The 19255-nt window shown below is 34.1% G+C and carries 19 protein-coding genes; 10 read left to right on the top strand and 9 right to left on the bottom strand.

Translation table 11 applies throughout. The features are described 5' to 3' along the window. Positions 1-4: 4 nt before the first annotated feature. The 8 genes from Q0845_RS25775 to Q0845_RS25740 all read left to right on the top strand — a co-directional run bounded on the left by Q0845_RS25775 (position 5) and on the right by Q0845_RS25740 (position 7232). Entirely contained in the window at positions 5-1276 is a 1272-nt protein-coding gene (locus tag Q0845_RS25775) for an adenylosuccinate synthase (RefSeq protein WP_298520300.1), read from the top strand. Between the two features lie 125 nt (positions 1277-1401). Beyond that, positions 1402-1701, top strand: coding sequence for a hypothetical protein (locus Q0845_RS25770; protein ID WP_298520297.1), 300 nt, complete (start codon positions 1402-1404; stop codon positions 1699-1701). A 3-nt stretch (positions 1702-1704) separates the two neighbouring features. Beyond that, a complete protein-coding gene (gene mutL, locus Q0845_RS25765) occupies positions 1705-3567 on the top strand; it encodes a DNA mismatch repair endonuclease MutL (protein ID WP_298520294.1) in 1863 nt (620 codons plus the stop codon). Between the two features lie 3 nt (positions 3568-3570). Next, positions 3571-4362: a rhomboid family intramembrane serine protease gene (locus Q0845_RS25760; protein ID WP_298520292.1), complete on the top strand. Its 792-nt coding sequence runs from the start codon at positions 3571-3573 to the stop codon at positions 4360-4362. Next, the gene (locus tag Q0845_RS25755; RefSeq protein WP_298520289.1) at positions 4362-5258 is read left to right on the top strand and encodes a rhomboid family intramembrane serine protease; all 897 of its coding nucleotides are present in this window, start codon (positions 4362-4364) and stop codon (positions 5256-5258) included. The genes Q0845_RS25760 and Q0845_RS25755 overlap by 1 nt, the downstream gene beginning before the upstream one ends. Positions 5259-5261: 3 nt before the next feature. Next, positions 5262-6299: an endonuclease/exonuclease/phosphatase family protein gene (locus Q0845_RS25750; RefSeq protein ID WP_298520286.1), complete on the top strand. Its 1038-nt coding sequence runs from the start codon at positions 5262-5264 to the stop codon at positions 6297-6299. A gap of 211 nt (positions 6300-6510) precedes the next feature. After that, positions 6511-6726 (top strand): hypothetical protein, encoded by a 216-nt coding sequence (locus Q0845_RS25745; protein ID WP_298520283.1) that lies wholly within the window; start codon positions 6511-6513, stop codon positions 6724-6726. A 299-nt stretch (positions 6727-7025) separates the two neighbouring features. Next, positions 7026-7232, top strand: coding sequence for a hypothetical protein (locus tag Q0845_RS25740; RefSeq protein WP_298520280.1), 207 nt, complete (start codon positions 7026-7028; stop codon positions 7230-7232). A 27-nt stretch (positions 7233-7259) separates the two neighbouring features. On the opposite strand, the gene Q0845_RS25735 is transcribed toward Q0845_RS25740, so the two are convergent. The 9 genes from Q0845_RS25735 to Q0845_RS25695 all read right to left on the bottom strand — a co-directional run bounded on the left by Q0845_RS25735 (position 7260) and on the right by Q0845_RS25695 (position 16578). Further along, a complete protein-coding gene (locus tag Q0845_RS25735) occupies positions 7260-7580 on the bottom strand; it encodes a DUF6122 family protein (protein ID WP_298520277.1) in 321 nt (106 codons plus the stop codon). Then, entirely contained in the window at positions 7580-8200 is a 621-nt protein-coding gene (locus tag Q0845_RS25730) for a WbqC family protein (RefSeq protein ID WP_298520274.1), read from the bottom strand. Before Q0845_RS25730 ends, Q0845_RS25735 begins: the two co-directional genes overlap by 1 nt. A 117-nt stretch (positions 8201-8317) precedes the next feature. Next, complete coding sequence (locus Q0845_RS25725; RefSeq protein WP_298520270.1) at positions 8318-8686, bottom strand: four helix bundle protein; 369 nt, start codon at positions 8684-8686, stop codon at positions 8318-8320. Positions 8687-8853: 167 nt separating this feature from the next. After that, on the bottom strand, positions 8854-10434 hold the full coding sequence (gene lepB / locus Q0845_RS25720) for a signal peptidase I (RefSeq protein ID WP_298520267.1): 1581 nt from the start codon (positions 10432-10434) through the stop codon (positions 8854-8856). Positions 10435-10523: 89 nt separating this feature from the next. Beyond that, positions 10524-11225, bottom strand: coding sequence for a 4-hydroxy-tetrahydrodipicolinate reductase (gene dapB, locus Q0845_RS25715; RefSeq protein WP_298520264.1), 702 nt, complete (start codon positions 11223-11225; stop codon positions 10524-10526). Between the two features lie 29 nt (positions 11226-11254). After that, positions 11255-11896 carry a DUF5683 domain-containing protein gene (locus Q0845_RS25710; protein ID WP_298520261.1) on the bottom strand — a complete coding sequence of 214 codons (642 nt, stop codon included), beginning with the start codon at positions 11894-11896 and terminating at the stop codon, positions 11255-11257. Then, positions 11886-12791, bottom strand: coding sequence for a ParB/RepB/Spo0J family partition protein (locus Q0845_RS25705; protein ID WP_298520258.1), 906 nt, complete (start codon positions 12789-12791; stop codon positions 11886-11888). Before Q0845_RS25705 ends, Q0845_RS25710 begins: the two co-directional genes overlap by 11 nt. A 5-nt stretch (positions 12792-12796) precedes the next feature. Continuing rightward, positions 12797-13567, bottom strand: a complete 771-nt coding sequence (locus tag Q0845_RS25700; protein WP_298520255.1) for an AAA family ATPase — start codon at positions 13565-13567, stop codon at positions 12797-12799. A 161-nt stretch (positions 13568-13728) separates the two neighbouring features. Then, the gene (locus tag Q0845_RS25695; protein ID WP_298520252.1) at positions 13729-16578 is read right to left on the bottom strand and encodes a pitrilysin family protein; all 2850 of its coding nucleotides are present in this window, start codon (positions 16576-16578) and stop codon (positions 13729-13731) included. A 276-nt stretch (positions 16579-16854) separates the two neighbouring features. Here Q0845_RS25695 and Q0845_RS25690 point away from each other — a divergent pair, with 276 nt between their 5' ends. Together Q0845_RS25690 and Q0845_RS25685 are read left to right on the top strand one after the other, a co-directional pair. Continuing rightward, the gene (locus Q0845_RS25690; RefSeq protein ID WP_298520249.1) at positions 16855-18609 is read left to right on the top strand and encodes an OstA-like protein; all 1755 of its coding nucleotides are present in this window, start codon (positions 16855-16857) and stop codon (positions 18607-18609) included. A gap of 97 nt (positions 18610-18706) precedes the next feature. Further along, on the top strand, positions 18707-19234 hold the full coding sequence (locus Q0845_RS25685) for an STM3941 family protein (RefSeq protein WP_298520246.1): 528 nt from the start codon (positions 18707-18709) through the stop codon (positions 19232-19234). The last annotated feature ends 21 nt before the right edge of the window (positions 19235-19255 follow it).

Below are 19255 nucleotides of genomic sequence, written 5' to 3'. Positions count from 1 at the left end.
TATAATGGCAGTAGATTTACTACTCGGACTTCAATGGGGAGACGAAGGCAAAGGAAAAATTGTTGACGTACTTACCGCTAACTACGATATTATTGCACGTTTTCAAGGTGGACCAAATGCTGGGCATACTTTAGAGTTTGATGGCATCAAACATGTATTGCGTACCATTCCATCTGGAATTTTTCACGAAACCGCAACCAATGTAATTGGTAATGGCGTTGTGATTGATCCTGTCGTGTTTAAGAAAGAATTAGATGGCTTAGCTAAATTTGACATCGATATTCATAAGAAATTAATCATTTCAAGAAAAGCACACTTAATTTTACCAACACATCGTTTGCTAGATGCAGCTTCAGAAGCAGCAAAAGGAAAAGCGAAAATTGGTTCTACACTTAAAGGAATTGGTCCAACATATATGGACAAAACTGGTAGAAATGGTATTCGTGTTGGTGACTTGGAACTAGATAATTGGAAAGAAAAGTATCGTGCTTTGACAAACAAGCATGAAGCAATGATCAATTTCTATAACGTAGATGTTCAATACGATTTACAGGAATTGGAAGATGAATTCTTTGCAGCAGTAAAAGTTTTAAAAACATTACAATTTATTGATAGCGAAGAATATTTACACCAAGCACAGAAAAGTGGAAAAACCATTTTAGCTGAAGGTGCACAAGGTTCTTTGTTAGATATTGACTTTGGAACATATCCGTTTGTTACTTCGTCTACAACAACCGCAGCTGGTGCTTGTACAGGTTTAGGAGTGGCTCCAAACAAAATAAAAGACGTTTTCGGAATCTTCAAAGCATACACCACACGTGTAGGTTCTGGTCCTTTTCCAACAGAGCTATTCGACGACGTTGGTTCTGACATGGCACGTATTGGACATGAATTTGGTGCTGTAACTGGGCGACCAAGACGTTGTGGATGGCTTGATTTAGTTGCTTTAAAATATACCGCGCAAGTCAATGGTGTTACGCAATTAATGATGATGAAAGGTGACGTACTTTCTGGTTTTAAAACCTTAAAAGTATGTACGGCTTACAAATACAAGGGAGAAACTATTTCGCATCTTCCATACAATATTGAACCAGAAAATATTGAACCAATATATACCGATTTTAAAGGTTGGAAAGAAGATTTGACACAAATGACAGATCCTTCTCAATTCCCTAAAGAGCTCAATGATTATATTGATTTCTTGGAAAAAGAATTGGAAATTCCTATCAAAATTGTTTCGGTTGGTCCAGACAGGACACAAACAATTCATAGATAATAAAAAGGCTTCCATAATGGAAGCCTTTTTATTTTACAAAGAATCTTGCCATTGTTAACATTTTTTATAGGTTTAGGAATGGTTTTTGTTTAGTTTTTCGGTAACTTTGATATAATTCTACGCCTATGTCTTTTGGAAGAAAAATTTTTAATTTAAGAAAAAATAAACGTTTCAATTATACGCCTCGTTATTACGATGGCAAAGAAACTGGAAATGTATATCATATCGAATCAAGATTTGTGAAACACAGAGATGGTTTGAATTCAAATGATTACGGAGGACATTGGAGAGAAGCTCGACAAGCCAGTAGACATCGAGGAAATCGTGAAGTTTCTCAACGTTTGATTATTATCATCGCTATACTTGTATTGATTTTCTTGTATTTTATTGACTTTGATCTATCAATATTTACTAGAGGAAAATAATACATGGCAGACATAATAAGGCTTTTACCAGATCATGTTGCAAACCAAATTGCAGCAGGAGAAGTTGTGCAACGACCCGCATCTGTGGTAAAAGAGTTACTTGAAAATGCAATTGATGCAACGGCGACCGAAATCAAACTGATTGTTAAAGAAGCTGGAAAAACACTAATACACGTTATTGATAATGGATTTGGAATGAGCGAAACTGATGCGCGACTTTCCTTTGAGCGTCATGCTACATCTAAAATTCAAGCAGCAGAAGATTTATTTAATTTATGTACGAAAGGCTTTCGTGGAGAAGCACTCGCTTCTATTGCCGCTATTGCACACGTAGAATTACAAACGAAAAAAGAAGCTTCAGAACTTGGCACACGCATTAAAATTGAAGGCAGTAAGTTAATCACACAAGAAGTGATTACTACACCAACAGGAACTTCGATTGCAGTTAAAAATCTGTTTTATAATATTCCGGCTCGACGCAACTTTTTAAAGTCTGATGCCGTAGAATTACGCCATATTATTGATGAGTTTCAACGTGTTGCCTTGGCGCATTCTGATATTAAGTTTGTATTATATCATAACGGAAACGAACTCTTCAATCTTCCAAAAAGCAATATCAGACAGCGAATTGTCAATATTTTGGGAGGAAAAACGAATGAAAAGTTGGTTCCGATTCAAGAAGATACCGACATTGTAAAAATTAATGGTTTTGTAGGCAAACCAGAATTTGCGAAGAAAAGTAGAAACGAACAATTTTTCTTTGTCAATAACCGATTTATCAAAAGTCCGTACTTACATCATGCAATAACGGCAGCGTTTGAAGGTTTATTAAAAGAAAAGATGCAACCGAGTTATTTTATTTATCTCGAAGTAAATCCTGAAACGATTGATATTAATATTCATCCGACAAAAACTGAGATTAAGTTTGATGATGAACATTCGCTCTATGCCATGTTGCGTGCTACGGTAAAACATAGTTTGGGACAATTTAATATTGCGCCTGTGCTCGATTTTGAACGTGATGCGAATTTGGATACGCCGTACGATTACAAAAACAAACAAGCAGCAATTCCAAATATTCAGGTAGATCGTAGTTTCAATCCGTTCGCAGACGAAAAGAAAATATCTGGAAATACCTCAACGGCGCCACGATATACGAATTATAAAAAAGAATCGACAGAAGGTTGGGAAAGTTTGTATGTTGGATTGGAATCAAAGTCCAATGCATCACCGTTTTCAACCGAAAATATTGAATTTGAGTCAGAAGCTATGACTAGTTCTTTGTTTACAAATGAAGAACCGCGTGAAACACTGACGTATCAATTGCATAGAAAATACCTTGTAAGTTCTATCAAATCCGGAATTGTTATTATTGATCAACACAGAGCACATCAACGTGTATTGTACGAACAATTATTACGCAATATTACCGTAAGTGATGCTGTAAGTCAGCAATTATTATTTCCTGTGAAATTTACTTTTTCTTCAAGTGAAATTGCACTTTTAAGAGAAGTAAAAGACAGTTTAGAAAATATTGGCTTTATGTTTAGTGACATCACGGATGATACCATTGAACTTTCTGGAATTCCATCTAACATTTCTGAAAGTGAATTGCAGATTATCATCGAACAAATGCTCAATGATTTTCAAGGAGAAATTCCCGATACAGGTTTCAGTCAAACTGATGTATTGGTAAAATCATTAGCCAAAAGCATGGCCATTCGCACAGGAAAAAAACTGGAAGTCGAAGAGCAACAAGCTTTGGTAAACAACTTATTCGCTTGCAAAGAACCAAGCGTTTCACCTTTTCAAAAAACCATATTCATCACCTTAAGCGTAGATGATTTAGATAAAAAATTTATATAGATTATGATACGCATCACAGATACCGTAAAACATTTAATCATAATCAATGTCATTCTATGGATAACGACATTAGTTTTGGCCGAAAGAGGCATTGATTTAGTGAAACTACTTGCGTTACATTTTCCAGGAAATCCAGATTTTAAATTCTGGCAGCCAATTACGAGTATGTTTATGCATTCTACAGAAAGTCCTACGCACCTTTTATTTAATATGCTTGGTTTGTGGATGTTTGGCTCTGCGTTGGAAATGCGTTGGGGAAAAATGAAATTTTTAAGTTTCTATATGATTGCTGGCGTTGGAGCGGGTTTAATACACACTTTAGTGAATTATTATCATGTGCATACAGCGCAAGATTTATTATTACAAAGCGGACTGAATCCAGCAGATATCAGCGAGTTATTCCAACCATCTTTGGAAAGCTTTTATAACAATTTGAATCGTGGTTTCTTTAACGGCCACAGCATTATAAATCCGCAAGCAGTATTCGATAATGGTGCATCATTTTATATTCCTGCACTCGGAGCTTCTGGAGCTTTGTATGGTATATTGGTCGCTTTTGGAATGCTATATCCAAATACAGAACTTATGTTGCTATTTCTTCCAATCCCAATCAAAGCAAAATACTTTATCCCAGGATTGTTATTGCTAGATTTTATAGGAGGAATTTCGGGAGGTATTAGTTTATTTGGAGCAGGAAAAATTGCACACTTTGCACATTTAGGCGGTGCTCTGTTTGGCTTTTTGTTAATGTTATATTTTAAGAAAACTGAGTTTAATAAAAATCGTTGGAATTAATGGATACGAAAACACGTTTATTGATGATGTATCGTGGATTTAACACCGCGGAGAGATTGATTGCAATTAATATTACCATTTTTACCATTATGGTATTATTCAACGCTATTTTTCGTTCATTTAATGGATATACGCCATTATTTTTCTACGAATATTTTGCCATTCCGAAGGATTTAGGAGAATTAATTATAAAACCATGGACAATAGTTACTTATGCATTTATACATGGTGACTTTTGGCATTTAATATTCAATTGTATTGGATTGTACTTTACAGGAAAAATCTTTTATAATTTCTTTACAGATAAGCAATTCATCACAGTATATGCATACGGAATATTTGCTGGTGCTATTTTATTTTTAATCGCTTATAATCTACTGCCTCCTTATGCAGATAAGCCAGCTATATTAATGGGTGCATCCGCAGCTTTACTCGCTATTTTAGCAGCAGGTGCAACATATGCTCCAAATTTAATTGTCAATCTTTTCGGAGTATTGCCTGTTAAATATTGGGTTTTGGCAATTTTATTAGTCATTTCTTATATCGCTGCCATTGGACAAGGTTCTAATGTTGGTGGACATTTTGCACATATTGGTGGCGTCATTATTGGATATATTTTTGTAAAACAATTGCAAAAAGGCAACGATATTGGGATTCGTTTTGAACGTTTTTGGGATCGTTTAACAGCTTATTTTACACCAAAAAAGAAATCTCCTTTAAAAACAGTATACAGAAAACAACAAAATAAACGTTCTACTAGTAGTACAACTTCGCAATCTGCTTCTGAAAAGCAACGAAAAGTAGATGCAATTTTAGATAAAATTAGTAAGTCTGGTTATGAAAGTCTGACTAAAGCAGAAAAAGACTTTTTGTTTAAAGCCGGAAAGGAAAATTAATGTATGAGCGATAAAAAGAAGAAAAGATTACGAATATTAAGTAGAGTTGTCTTCTTCTTAAATATAGTGTTTGCTGCACTATTGCTTCTATCGTACACATTACCATACGCTGTTCCTAAAAGCTTCCCTACACTTTCTGTACTGAGTTTATTGGTTCCCGTTTTTATCATTATCAACTTTATTTTTATGCTTTTTTGGATATTAAGTGTCCGAAAGCAATTTCTGTTATCATTTATCGTGTTGATTTTGGGATATTCACATGTTTTTTCCATGTATCAGTTTTCGAGCTACCCAACAAAAGCTTCAGAGAATTCACTCTCTGTGATGAGTTATAATGTGCGTTTATTCAATATTTATAATTGGATAAAAAAATCGAATGTAGATAAAAAGATTGTTGATTTGGTACATTCAACTTCGCCAAAAATTATTGCGTTTCAAGAGTTTCATCAAAATCAAAAAGAAGCATTTAATTTCTATCCGTATCAGCATGTTGTTTTGAGAGGAAAGAAGAAAAAAGTAGGACAAGCTATTTTCTCTAAGGTTCCTATCATACACAAAGGTTCCATTGAGTTTCCCAATACTTCCAACAATGCCATTTATATAGATATCGTTCAAAATAACGATACCATTCGCATATATAATTTGCATTTACAATCTTTACGAATTGATCATAAAAACGAAGAGTTGTCGCAGAAAAACTCAGAACGCTTGCTAAAACGGATGGCAACTGCTTTTAAAATGCAGCAATCGCAAGCAGAATTGTTTGAAATGAATCGTAAAAACTGCAAGTATAAGACTATCATTTTAGGTGATTTCAACAATACACAATTCTCGCATGTGTACAAAAAGATTAAAGGCGACATGAAAGATGCTTTTTCTGAAGCTGGTTCTGGTTTTGGTAAAACATGGGAATTCCCGTATTTCCCATTACGAATTGATTTTATTTTGACAGATCCTTCGTTTACGATTAACGCTTTTAAAACCTTCACAGAACACTACTCCGATCATTTTCCTATTTATAGTGTGATTTCTTTGGATTAGGTTTTTTTTGGGTCTTGGGTCTTGGGTCTTGGGTCTTGGGTCTTGGCAAAAAACTCATTTATATTTACAAATTTCTCTATAAGTAAATATCATACAAAAAAACAACATTTTGACCAGTAAAAGTACAAGAGTAATACTTTATCGGCGTTGACTTTATCACTACAACTATTTCATTCATTTGGGTTATTAACAATTTTAAAACCAAAATGTTATGAAAAAAAGAAACTCTAGATTATTAGCACTTAACAAGAAATCAATTTCAAATTTAAAGAGCATACAGGCTGTCGGTGGTTTTAGTAAAAAATGTTATCATACTATGAAACTGGAATGCAATACAAAAATTTGCCATTCTGATGCTTATCAAGATTGTACAGTCACGCAAGCACTTTGTGTAACAGAACCTAGATTCTGTGGAATAATAATTTAAAAAAAAACGGACTTCGGTTCGTTTTTCGCTTTTTTAATATATTCATGTATTGTTATTGAATATGCATTATAGACTTAATTCCATGAACCAATCGTCTACTAAATTCATAAACAACTTCCATACTTATACTAAGATATAATTCTCGTAGTTTCCTGAATTTCAAATTTTCATTCAGTTGATGTTTGACTTACGAAAAAGAGGCAATGTCACCTTCATTTTATAAATCAAAGGTTTTATTTATTGTTTTCATTTTTTTACCATCATACCTTAGTGTCAACATTAATTTTAAAACCATGATTATGAAGAAAAGAAATCTGAATTCATTACGACTAAAAAAAGAACGTATTTCTAATTTTAACAACACACAAATTGGAGGTAGAATCAAAACGTTTGGTTGCACGTATACACTGGAAAGTATCTGTAAATCACAACTCTGTCCAACAGAACCCAATTGTCAAATTTCGGCACGACTTAGTAATACTGATGTTGTATTCTGTGGATTTTGAAAATAAAAAGTGGTAAAATTTTGTAAATCAATATCCTAAAGCCATCATCCAACAGTCTGCGGAATCAGCTAATATATGAAGCAATAATCCAATACCTAAAACGCGCGTTTTGGTAAAAAATAACATTCCTGCGTAGACAGCAATTGCATAATATGTGTGCAATGGATGAAAATTGATACTACAGCGATTGGGATCAAAAATGGGCATTGCTAATAAATGATCAAGATCAATAAGCATGCAAAGTAGAAAAACAAGATATACTGTTTTCCACTTTTTTCGGTAGAAATATAAAGCCAGAATAAGTGGAAATACAAAATGCAATCCGTAATGAATACAAAATCGCAACATTATTGAATGGTTTGTTGTTCTAAGTATGTCAAAGCATTGGTGCCTTCATTGAAGAGCAAATCTAAGATACTTAAGTTTGGAATAAAGCCAAATTTAGAATCAAAGACTTGTGTATACGAGTCAAATCCATAATCAGGTTCTTTTTTAACGTTAACCAGTTTTCTAGAATCTTGTTTATTGGAAACAATCGGCTCGTATGCTGTAGTTTGAGACGTTTTGATATCGAGTTGCAAACAATCATTAATCACTTGAATTGTATCAAAATTCAGATCGATTAAATGTGTATATCGCTTTTCAAACAAAGGTTTTAGCTCATCTTCGTAATATTCAAAATAAGGAGACGTTCGATACGCACTTTCTAAAGATCGCCAATGCAAACGTTGCCAAGGCGTTTCATTTGCTATTTCAATGTCTTTATATTTTTGATGTTTATCTTTTTTAGAATGTCGCACAGGAACATTGAGCATCAACTTTCCATTCGCGCCATAAATGTAGGTACGATTGCGATAGGTTTGTTTCTGGAAATTATCTTCCATTTCATAAACCAAGTCTTCAGCTTTAGCAAATGCAACGTAATGCGCAATGCTTGGAAAATATGTTGGATGTATTAAGGTGCTCACTCTTGTGTGGGTTTGTTTTTTGTTTTTTTGTTGATTTGTCTTTTTGTTGATCTGTTGATTTGTGTCTTTGTTGATTCGTCAATTTGTTGTGCTGACACTTAGCTTATTAAAGTGTTTTCATTGATTGCTTATTTGATATTTACGTAAAGCGTTTAATTTATTAGTAATACTTTCTAATTGCTTTCGTAAGTCCTGATATTGTTTTTGTGTGATGAAATCTAATTCGTGTGAAATTATTAATTGATTCACTACTTCTACCGCAGAACTGAATGCAATAATCATAAAACGCGCTTTGTCTTTATGTGTATTTCTTGAAACACCTTCTGCTATATTAGAACACACAGAAATTGAAGCTCTTCTTAATTGAGATATGAGTCCAAATTTCTCGTTTTCAGGAAACTTCTGAGTGATTTTATAAATGTTTTTCGTTAATTCTTTTGATTCAATCCAAACTTGAAGCTTCTCAAAACCATACACATATTTCATTTGATAAACATATCAACAAAAATATAGAATTGCAAATAGATTTCATAAGCGTGGAATTTCACATATAAGCGCTCTAAAAAACAACATTCACACACAAAACAAATTCACAAAAAGACAAATCAACAATTTGTAGACAAAAGTCAATTTTTTATATCAATGGCACTATACTACTTAGCCGCAGTTTTCTTACGTTTTCTAAAATAATTAAACCCAAACCAAACAGCCAATAAAATCAAGAAATATCTGAAATAAGAAACAGGTTCTCCATTGCCGCTAACTGTTGTAAATAAACGATCCCAACGAATTTTATTAAAGATACCTTTGGCATTGTTATCCCAACTAAACCATACAAAAGTAGGTTTTCCTAGGACATGATCAAACGGAACAAATCCCCAACTTCTAGAGTCTTGTGAGTTTCCTCGGTTGTCTCCCATCATCCAGTAATAATCTTGCTTAAATGTATACGATGTAATGACTTTACCATCAATTTTAATCTGATTATCCTCTACAGTAATGTTATTACCTTCATATTCTCCAATCGCTCTTTTGTACAAGGGAATGTTATCCATATTTAGCTCAATTGTCATTCCACGAGCTGGAATTTGAAGAGGTCCAAATTCATAATTATTCCAATTATATTTTTTTGAATGCGGAAAAATACTAGCATCTCTATACCCTTTAGGCAACGTACCTTTTTCAATAAAAGCGATACTATTATTATTTTTTAAACGCTGATAAGCTTGCTCTGTCGCTGAAGGAAAACTTAAAGTGTCTCTGTTAATTTTTGGATCATTCCAATAAGAAACTCCATCTGTAATTCCGTAGGTATTTAAAACTTCATCAGCAAGTATGCTATTATCTTTTGGAATGAATTTATAGCTAAACTGTAATTTAGTTCGATCTGGCAATACATTTTTCTTTCCATCTATATATACATAACCTTCGCGTACTTCCAACTTATCGCCTGGCAATCCTACACAACGTTTTACATAGTTGGAACGCTTATCCAAAGGTTTATAAAGTGTTTTACTATTTGGATTATCAATGATTGACAAAGTATCTGCTGGCCAATTGAACACCACAATATCATTACGCTCAATTCCTTCAAAACCTGGCAATCTGTAGTATGGTAATTGTGGTTCTTTTAGATATGATTTCAGACCTGTAAACGGAACTGCATCATGTACCATTGGCAATGCTACAGATGTCATTGGTGTTCTTGCTCCGTAATGTATTTTACTTACGAATAAGAAATCGCCCACTAATAATGTTTTTTCTAATGACGACGTTGGAATCACAAAAGGTTGCATTACATACGTATGAACCAACGTAGCTGCTACTACCGCAAATAATATGGAAGCAACCCATTCTCCTAAGGAAGAACGCGGTTTTAAGCTTCTTTCATATACATATTCTACATCCAACATGTAGTTTACATAGTAAATATACAATCCTAAAGTAAGTACAACTAATACCGTTTCTGTACGATCGGTACGTCCAAAAGCACGAATGGTTTCTACCCAAATCACAGGGAATACAATCAACTGTACAATTGGAATGAATAATAAGATTACCCAATACCATTCTTTTGGTCGATTGATGATTCGCATTAAAATAAAAGCATTGTAAATTGGCACAGCAGCTTCCCAAGCTTTTCTACCTGCTTTTACGTATAATTTCCATGTTCCTAAAAAATGTATTACTTGAACGATTAGGAAAAATATCAAAAATCCTTGCGTAAACGTCATTTGTTGTTTATTTAGTGATTCAGCTTTACTGCGAATCTCGTTGGTTATTTACAAATATATATTCCTCCATGGAATATACTTTATATTTATTAAATGTTTAACACGTCTTTCATGCTATAAACACCTGTCTTTCCTTGAATCCACTCGGCAGCAACGACAGCTCCTAAAGCAAAACCTTGTCGGTTGTGCGCTTCGTGTTTTATAGAAATGGTATCAATAGCAGATGTGTATGTAATTTCGTGTGTTCCTGGTACGTCTGGAATTCGTTTGGCAACAATTGGAATTTCAGTATCGCTTTCTGCCTTGTCCAGTTTCCAATCGTTGTAATTTGTGTGTTGCATGATACCTTCTGCCAGTGTAATTGCGGTTCCGCTTGGAGCATCTAGTTTTTTGGTGTGATGAATTTCTTCAACATTGACACTATAATCTTCTAGTTGAGACATCATTTTTGCTAAATACGCATTCATCTCAAAGAAAATATTGACACCTAAACTAAAGTTAGACGCGTAAATAAAAGCTCCTTTTTCAGCTTCACACAGTTTTACAACCTCATCGTATTTTTCTAACCAACCTGTAGTTCCTGAAATGACAGGAATTTGGTGTTTCATACAATGCGTAATATTCTCAAAAGCCGCAGACGGAATGCTGAAATCGATAGCGACATCTACCTCAGTAAAGTCATACGAAGCAATGTCTTGAGAAATTTTATGGATAATGACATGATTTCGGTCAAGTGCAATTTTTTCAATCTCCTTCCCCATTCTACCATATCCTAGTAAGGCAATATTCATACGAATTCAGTTTTGAAGTGTGTCGGTGATTAAAATTTAAAATTGAGCGTCAATCCTAAGTTACGATTAAAATCTATATCGTTTTGATCAATATGCGGACGCACTGATAAATCGTCACTTACGTTAAATTGAAGCAAGTGTGCGTCTACATTGGCATCCACAATATTTAATACATAGGCAACTACCGTAAGGAGTAATGATAAATCACGATTTCGTTGATAGAATTCTTGCGCATCTATCAATGCATCATTGTCCGTTACAATGTTTTGAAATTCGTCATCATTAAAACCTGCCAAACGTCTTTTGTACGCGCGTCTGTAGCGATTGTAGTTTTTATTATTGTCTACATAGAAATAAATTCCTGTTCCTAATGCAGCATATACAAGCGGAATTTTCCAGTATTTTTTATTGTAAGCTTGTCCTAAACCTGGCAATATTGCTGAGTAAAAAGCTGCTTTGGATGGTGATAATGGATTGATCGCTTTCTTTTCTTCTACCACTACTGCATTCTCTACTTTTAAAGCAGATTCCTCTTTTTTAGTGTCTGTGGATTCTTTTACTTTTTCTGCTTTCTCTTCTTTTTTTGTCTCTTCTTTTTCTTTTTGCTGAGACCAAGAGAGTTGGCAAGCAAAGCACACAAAACACAGCGCTATTATGATTCTATTTCCCACCTTTGAGTAATTTTTTAATTCGAGAAAAGTCTGCCTCAGAATGGAATGGAATGGTAATTTTCCCTTTTCCATTTTTCCCAACTTTCACATCTACTTTATGTCCAAAATATTCTGAAAAGTCTCGAACTCCTTTTTTAATAAATTTCGGAATCTCTTCTATTTCAGTTTCTGGCGCATCAATAGTTTTGTCTTTCTTGTAATTTTTTACCAAGGCTTCTGTATCACGTACAGAAAGCGATTTGGAAACAATCAATTCATAAATTTCCAATTGATCGTTGGTATCTTCAATATTCACTAAGGCGCGTCCGTGTCCCATACTTAGGAAACCATCACGCATTCCTGTTTGAATGATTGGATCTAATTTTAATAAGCGTAAATAATTGGCAATCGTAGAACGTTTTTTTCCAACACGTTGACTCATTTGCTCTTGTGTCAAGCTGATTTCATCAATCAATCGTTGGTATGAAAGTGCAATTTCTATCGGATCTAAATCGGCACGTTGAATATTTTCAACCAAGGCCATTTCTAGTGATTCCTGATCGTTCGCAATACGCACATATGCAGGAATTGTTTCCAGTCCGATGAGTTTTGACGCTCTAAAACGACGTTCTCCAGAAACCAATTGGTATTTTTCAAAACCTAATTTACGAACTGTAATTGGTTGTATTACACCTAATTCTTGAATGGAAGATGCTAATTCACGAAGTGCTTCTTCGTTAAAATACGTTCGCGGTTGAAACGGATTCACTTCAATAGTTTTCAGTGATAACTCTACAATATTACCAACAACTTTATCTGCATTTTTGTCTGAAACTGATGTAATATCGTTTTCAGGATCTTTTAACAATGCGGATAATCCTCTTCCTAATGCTTGTTTTTTTGTTGCCTTCGCCATAAATCTTATTTACCACTGTTTTTCTTTATCACTTCGTGCGCTAAGTTCAAATAGTTGGTTGCTCCTTTACTACTTGCATCATAGTTTATAATGCTTTCTCCATAACTTGGCGCTTCACTCAATCGGACATTTCGTTGAATGATGGTTGTAAATACCATATCATTGAAATGCTTTTGTACTTCTTCTACCACTTGGTTTGATAATCGCAAACGAGAATCATACATCGTGAGTAGCAATCCTTCAATATCTAATGCCGGATTGTGTATTTTTTGTACACTTTTTATCGTGTTTAATAACTTTCCTAAACCTTCTAACGCAAAGTATTCACATTGTATCGGAATCATTACGGCGTCTGCTGCTGTTAAAGCATTTAAGGTTAATAACCCTAAAGATGGCGCACAATCAATCAAAATATAATCGTATTGATCTTTGATTGGAGCAATTGCTTTACGCAACATATATTCGCGTCTGTCTTTGTCTACCAATTCAATTTCAATTGCCACCAAATCAATATGTGCTGGAATTATACTCAAGTTTGGTGAACTTGTTTCCATCACTACATCAGCTGCGCTTACGGTATGTTCTAGTAACTGATAGGTACCTTTTTCAACACTTTCCACATCAATACCCAACCCAGAAGTTGCGTTCGCCTGTGGATCTGCATCGATTAGTAATACTTTCTTTTCCAGTACACCTAATGATGCTGCTAAATTTACGGAAGTCGTCGTTTTTCCAACGCCTCCTTTTTGATTTGCAATAGCAATTATTTTGCCCATGGTTAGTTTGAGGATTTTAAGCGATAAAAATACAATTATTATTGAGTTAATGAAATGAAAATTATTAACAAACGTGATAATGTTTCGTTAAATCTCAATTAAAATTAGGCACAAAAAAACCGCTTAGAACTATCTAAGCGGTTTCATCGTTGTATATACGTTTATTTTTCAGGATTGTGGATTCCCAAAATATAGTCTTTTGTTAAATATTTCTTGGCGATATTTTGAATGTCTTTTGCCGTAATTTCATTGACAGAATCTTCAAATTTTAAAATTCTGTTGGCATCTCTTTTAATATAATCTGTAGTGTCTAAGTAACGTAACCAGAATCTATTTTTCTTTACTTGCTCTTTGTTTTCCAACAATGCAGCTTCTTTTACTTTGCTTACATCTTTGTCGGTTGGACCGTTATCAATGATTGCTTGTAATTCTGCCAATGCAGCATCTTTCAATTTATCTACGTTTTCTGGACCACATGGGAACGAAATTCGCATGTTAAACCATCCGTATGGATGTGAACGCATACTTCCAGCTGCGCTTGCTCCGTAAACTCCACCTTCTTCTTCACGTAATTTTTCAATGAGTTTGATGCTTAATATTTCTCCCAAAAACTGCATTGCTCTCGCATCTTTGCTGTTATATTCAGCTTCTCCGTTGAAGATAATTTGCACTGAACTTTTAGGATCTTTTCCTTTTTCTACAATTTTTGTATGCTTTCCTGTCAATGGTCGGAACGAAGAGTATTTTGGTTGCTCATTTGAGTTTTTCCCTGGCAAGCTAGCCAAATACTTTTCAGCATATTCTTGTAGTTTTTTCTCGTCTACATTTCCAACAAAATAGAAATTAAAGTCACCTGCATCTGCAAAACGCTCTTGATATTTTTCGTATGCCAAGTCATAATCGCTCGCATCCATCATTTCTGGCGTTGGGAATCCTTGGTATCTTGGATTTTTTCCATTCATAAATTTCCCCATCTGAAATTGAAAGTAGAATTGCGGACTTTTCATGATATTCGTTAAAAATCCTTTCTGTTTTGTTAAGTATGAATTGTATGCTTTTTGATCTTTATTCAACTTTGTAAAGAACAAATGTGTCATTTGGAATAACGTTTCTAAGTCTTTAGGCGTAGTGCTACCTCTGAACCCTTCTCTGTAAGCTCCGATATACGGATTTACTCTTGCAATTTTCCCAGACATCATTTTACGAATGTCTATATTAGAAAATCCATTGACTCCAGCTTCTGACAATCCGCCATTTGCAAAACCAATTGCTTTGTAATCTTCATCACTGTATAAAGATGTTCCACCTAAGCTGTATGCAGAAAATAAAATTTCATCATTTTTAAAATCTGTCTTTTTATACACTACTCTTGCACCATTGCTCAAAGTCATTGTAGTGACTCCAATAGCAGGATTTGTACTTTTATTAATTACTTTTCCTGGATCTGGCAACTCAGAAATTAATTCATTTCCAACAGCTTTGTCTTCATAAGGCTTGATATCTTTGGTTTTTACAGATTTTAAAACCTCTAACACTTGTGCTTCTGTAATTTTTGGAGCATCTTCTTTTTCGGGCCCTGTTAATACAATTACCGTATTGGTATCTCTTAAGTATTGATTGATGACAATATTAATTTCTCCTAAAGTTACTGTTGGCAATTGCTCTTTGAAGAAATCAAAAGTCCATTCCATACTTGGAATTGGGCTACCTGATAAAAAGTTTCTTACATATTGTCCCACAATACGCGCAGATTCTCTTTTGTCTCTATCTTTATAAGCTCTTTCAAGATTTGCCATTAAGCTTTTCTTAGCTCTTTCAAATTCTCCTTTTCCAAATCCATATTTGCGTACACGCTCGTTTTCTTCTAACAAAGCTGTTAAAGCTGTTAGCTGTCCATCGGCTGCCGTCATTGCTGTAGATTGGTATGCTTCTTTGGTTCTTGCCCAAGTTCCACCGTGATAACTAGATCCAAATACAAATGGAGGATTTTCAGATTCTGTCAACTCACTCAAACGATTATTGATCATTTGTGAAAATAAATTCTGAACAATCTGCTTTCTGTAATCTTCTGTAGTTTTCACCTTTTCAGGAACTCCTAAGTCTTTAAATAATACCTGCACTCTTGCAAACGATGCTTCTTTGTCTGTTTCAATCGCAATTAACGTTTCATCATGATTTTTTACATCATGCGTAACTCTCGGTTTTGGATTTACAGCGGCAGGAATTTTTCCGAAGTGTGATTTTATTTTTTCTTCTAATACTTTTACATCCACATCTCCAACAGCGATTACTGCCATTAAATCTGGACGATACCAATCTTTGTAAAAACGACGTAAACTTTCATATTTAAATGTTTCTAAAACTTCTTTTTTACCAATTGGCAAGCGTTTCGCATATTTAGAACCGTACATAATTTTAGGTAAGTACTTTTGCAACATACGCTCGTCTGCACCTTTTCCTAGACGATATTCTTCTAAAACAACACCTCTTTCATTATCAATTTCTTCATCTGTCAATAATGCATTGTGCGCCCAATCTTCTATGATTTGAAATCCTTTTTCAAGTTTTTCTGGATCATCACTCGGAATTGGCAAGATATATACCGTTTCATCAAAACTTGTATAGGCATTTAAGTGTGCCCCAAATTTCACACCAATACTTTGTAGGTAATCTACAAGTTCGTTTTTCTTAAAGTTTTTTGTTCCGTTGAAGTTCATATGCTCCATAAAATGCGCCAATCCTAACTGGTCTTCATCTTCTAGAATAGAACCTGCATTCACGACCAAACGCAATTCAACTTTGTTTTCCGGCTTTCCATTATTTCTAATATAATAGGTAAGTCCGTTAGACAATTTTCCAATTTTCACATTTGGATCTGTTGGAATTTCCGTAAGCATTTCCTGAATTTGTGAAGTATTAGGAACACTTTGTTGTGACTGAGCAACAGCTTGTTGCAAACCACCAATACCAAAAAGGAATGAACATCCTAATAAGTAAATATATTTTTTCATGATTAGTGTTTTGATTATTTAATTCTGTTAAATATATAGGATAATGTTACATTTTAGTATGTTGCTTGTTGAAATTTAACATTAAATTATGAGGTTTTCTACTTGATTCTTAATGCATGACTTGCTTTGTGTTAATCTAAAGTCTCCGAAGTTAAAAATTCACAATTTTTGAATTTTGCTCATAAAAAAGTTTATTTTTGAGCGATTTTTTAACAGTTGTATGCTGTAACGTCTACTTAAAAGATGTTTTCTTAAGTACAACTATGGATTGCTTTTATGAAGAAATTATTCGTCTTACTTTTTTTAGCACAAATCGCGTTTTCTCAAAACAAGAAAGCTCCAGGTGAAAAAACGGTCATCAAAATCGTATATGGAGGAAACTTGAATGTGAATGAAGAAAAATTCCCTGGTGCAAAAATATTTTCTAAAACCGAAACTGGTCAAGTGCGTTTTGAGCATGAAGGTATGGATATGTGGTGTGACAGAGCTGTGTTGTTTCAAGATCGAAATTGGGTAAAAGCCTATGGAAATGTCTTTATTCAACAAGGTGATTCTTTAGAAATGTCCAGCGAATACATCGAATATGACGGAAATGAAAAGTTAGCTGTTTCGAAGCGAAATGTCCGATTGCAAAATCCAGATATGACCTTATCAACAGATACTTTGTATTTTGATAGAAACAAACAAGAAGCGTATTTCAACACCAAAGGAATTGTAAAAGATAGCGCTTCTACCCTTACGAGTATCGAAGGACGGTATTTTATGCAAAAGAACAAATATCAGTTCTTAAAAGATGTACAAATTGACAATCCTGAATACACCGTAAATTCTGCACAACTCGATTATTATACCGATTCCAAACACGCATACATGTATGGTCCATCTACCATCAAAGGGAAAGAGTATACGATATTTTGCAAGCGTGGATTTTACAATACGGTTTCGGAAAGAGGTTATTTTGTAAAAGAATCACGTATTGATTACGACAACAGAATCATTAATGGAGATAGTTTGTATTTTGAAAAAAATAACGAATTTGCTTCTGCCACCAACAATATTAAAATTACAGACACCATTAATAAAATGATCTTAAAAGGTCATTATGGAGAAGTTTTTAAAGCCAAAGATTCCGCTTTTATTACCAAACGTGCGGTTGCCATTAGTTTGGTTGAAGAAGATTCTATGTACATTCACGGAGATCGCTTGGTAGTAACTGGACCTCAACAAAATAGAATTATTCGTGCTTATAAAAATGTAAAGTTTTTTAAAACGGATATGAGCGGAAAGTGTGATTCACTATTTGCAGATAACAAATCGGGAGTTACAAAACTCTTACGCAATCCTGTAATGTGGAATGGAGATAGTCAAATGACTGGCGATACTATTTTCTTAATTTCGAATGTAAAAACAGAAAAACTAGATTCTTTAAAAGTGATCAACAATGCGTTTATTGTGCAGAAAGATACGCTTGGCGAAAACAATTACAATCAAGTAAAAGGACAAAATTTATACGGAAAATTCAAAGACAACAAATTGTATGAAGTCGATGTGATCAAAAACACGGAAGTCATCTATTTTATGTACAATGATAAAAGTGAATTCATCGGAATTAATAAAACTATTTGTAGCGCCATCAATCTGACTTTAAACAACAATCAAATAGAAGATATTACCTTCTTTACACGTCCTGATGGTGTCATTTATCCAGATGCCGATTTGCCTAAAAACGCGCGTAAACTTCGTGGTTTTATTTGGCGCGGTGACGAACGTATGTATTCTAAAGATGATATTTTTGATGAAGACGATAACAATCTCGTATTGCCTGTAATTCGTGGATTAAACAATCCTATTGATCCGTTGGAAGAAGAAAATCCTGAAAAAGAAGTCTTCAAATCTACCATAAAAACACTTCCGCCAGACAAGGCAAAAAAGAAAAAAATGCTGGAACAGAAAAAAGCATTGGAGAAGAAAAAAATGACAGTACAACCAACTTCTAAAAAGAAAGTAAAAGAGATTGAAGAAAAGGAATAATTTCACTTTTCACAGCTCTTATACAAAAAAAATAGTTCCAAAAACATGTAACATATCTAGCATAGTTTGAGTCTAAAAATGTAAAGAAAACTCAACTATGAACAATCCGATAGAAATTCCACAAAGCAAGAAAAAGATAATCTTACTCATTTTAGGAAGTCTCGTTTTTGTGGTATTGGGCGCTTGCCTGTACTTTGAAATTATTCCTAATAACGATCGCATGAACGCATCATTTATTAAAATTGTAGGTATTGTTTCTATGGTGTTTTTTGGATTGACACTTGCTATTGGAATCAAACGGATAGTACACACAAAACTAGGGCTCATCATCAACGAAAAAGGCATCATGGACAATTCCACAGCTACAAGTGTTGGGTTTATTCCTTGGCGAGACATTACAGGTGTGCAACCTATTAAAGTTGCTTCTACAAACTTTCTGATCATACATGTAAAAAATCCGCAAAACTATATTGACAAAGGAAAAAACATGCTTGTCAAACAAAGTTTAAAATACAATCTTAACAATCATGGCTCACCCATTGCTATTGGATCTACGACACTTTCTATGAAGTTTAATACCATCGGAAAATTAGTCAACGAAGCTTTTGAAAAACGTACAAGCTAATTTATCTGACAACTATATTAT

The organism is uncultured Kordia sp. (assembly GCF_947489565.1).
GTDB lineage: Bacteria > Bacteroidota > Bacteroidia > Flavobacteriales > Flavobacteriaceae > Kordia.
The sequence above is the reverse complement of the archived record's forward strand: the minus strand, read 5'-3'. Positions and strand labels throughout refer to the sequence as shown.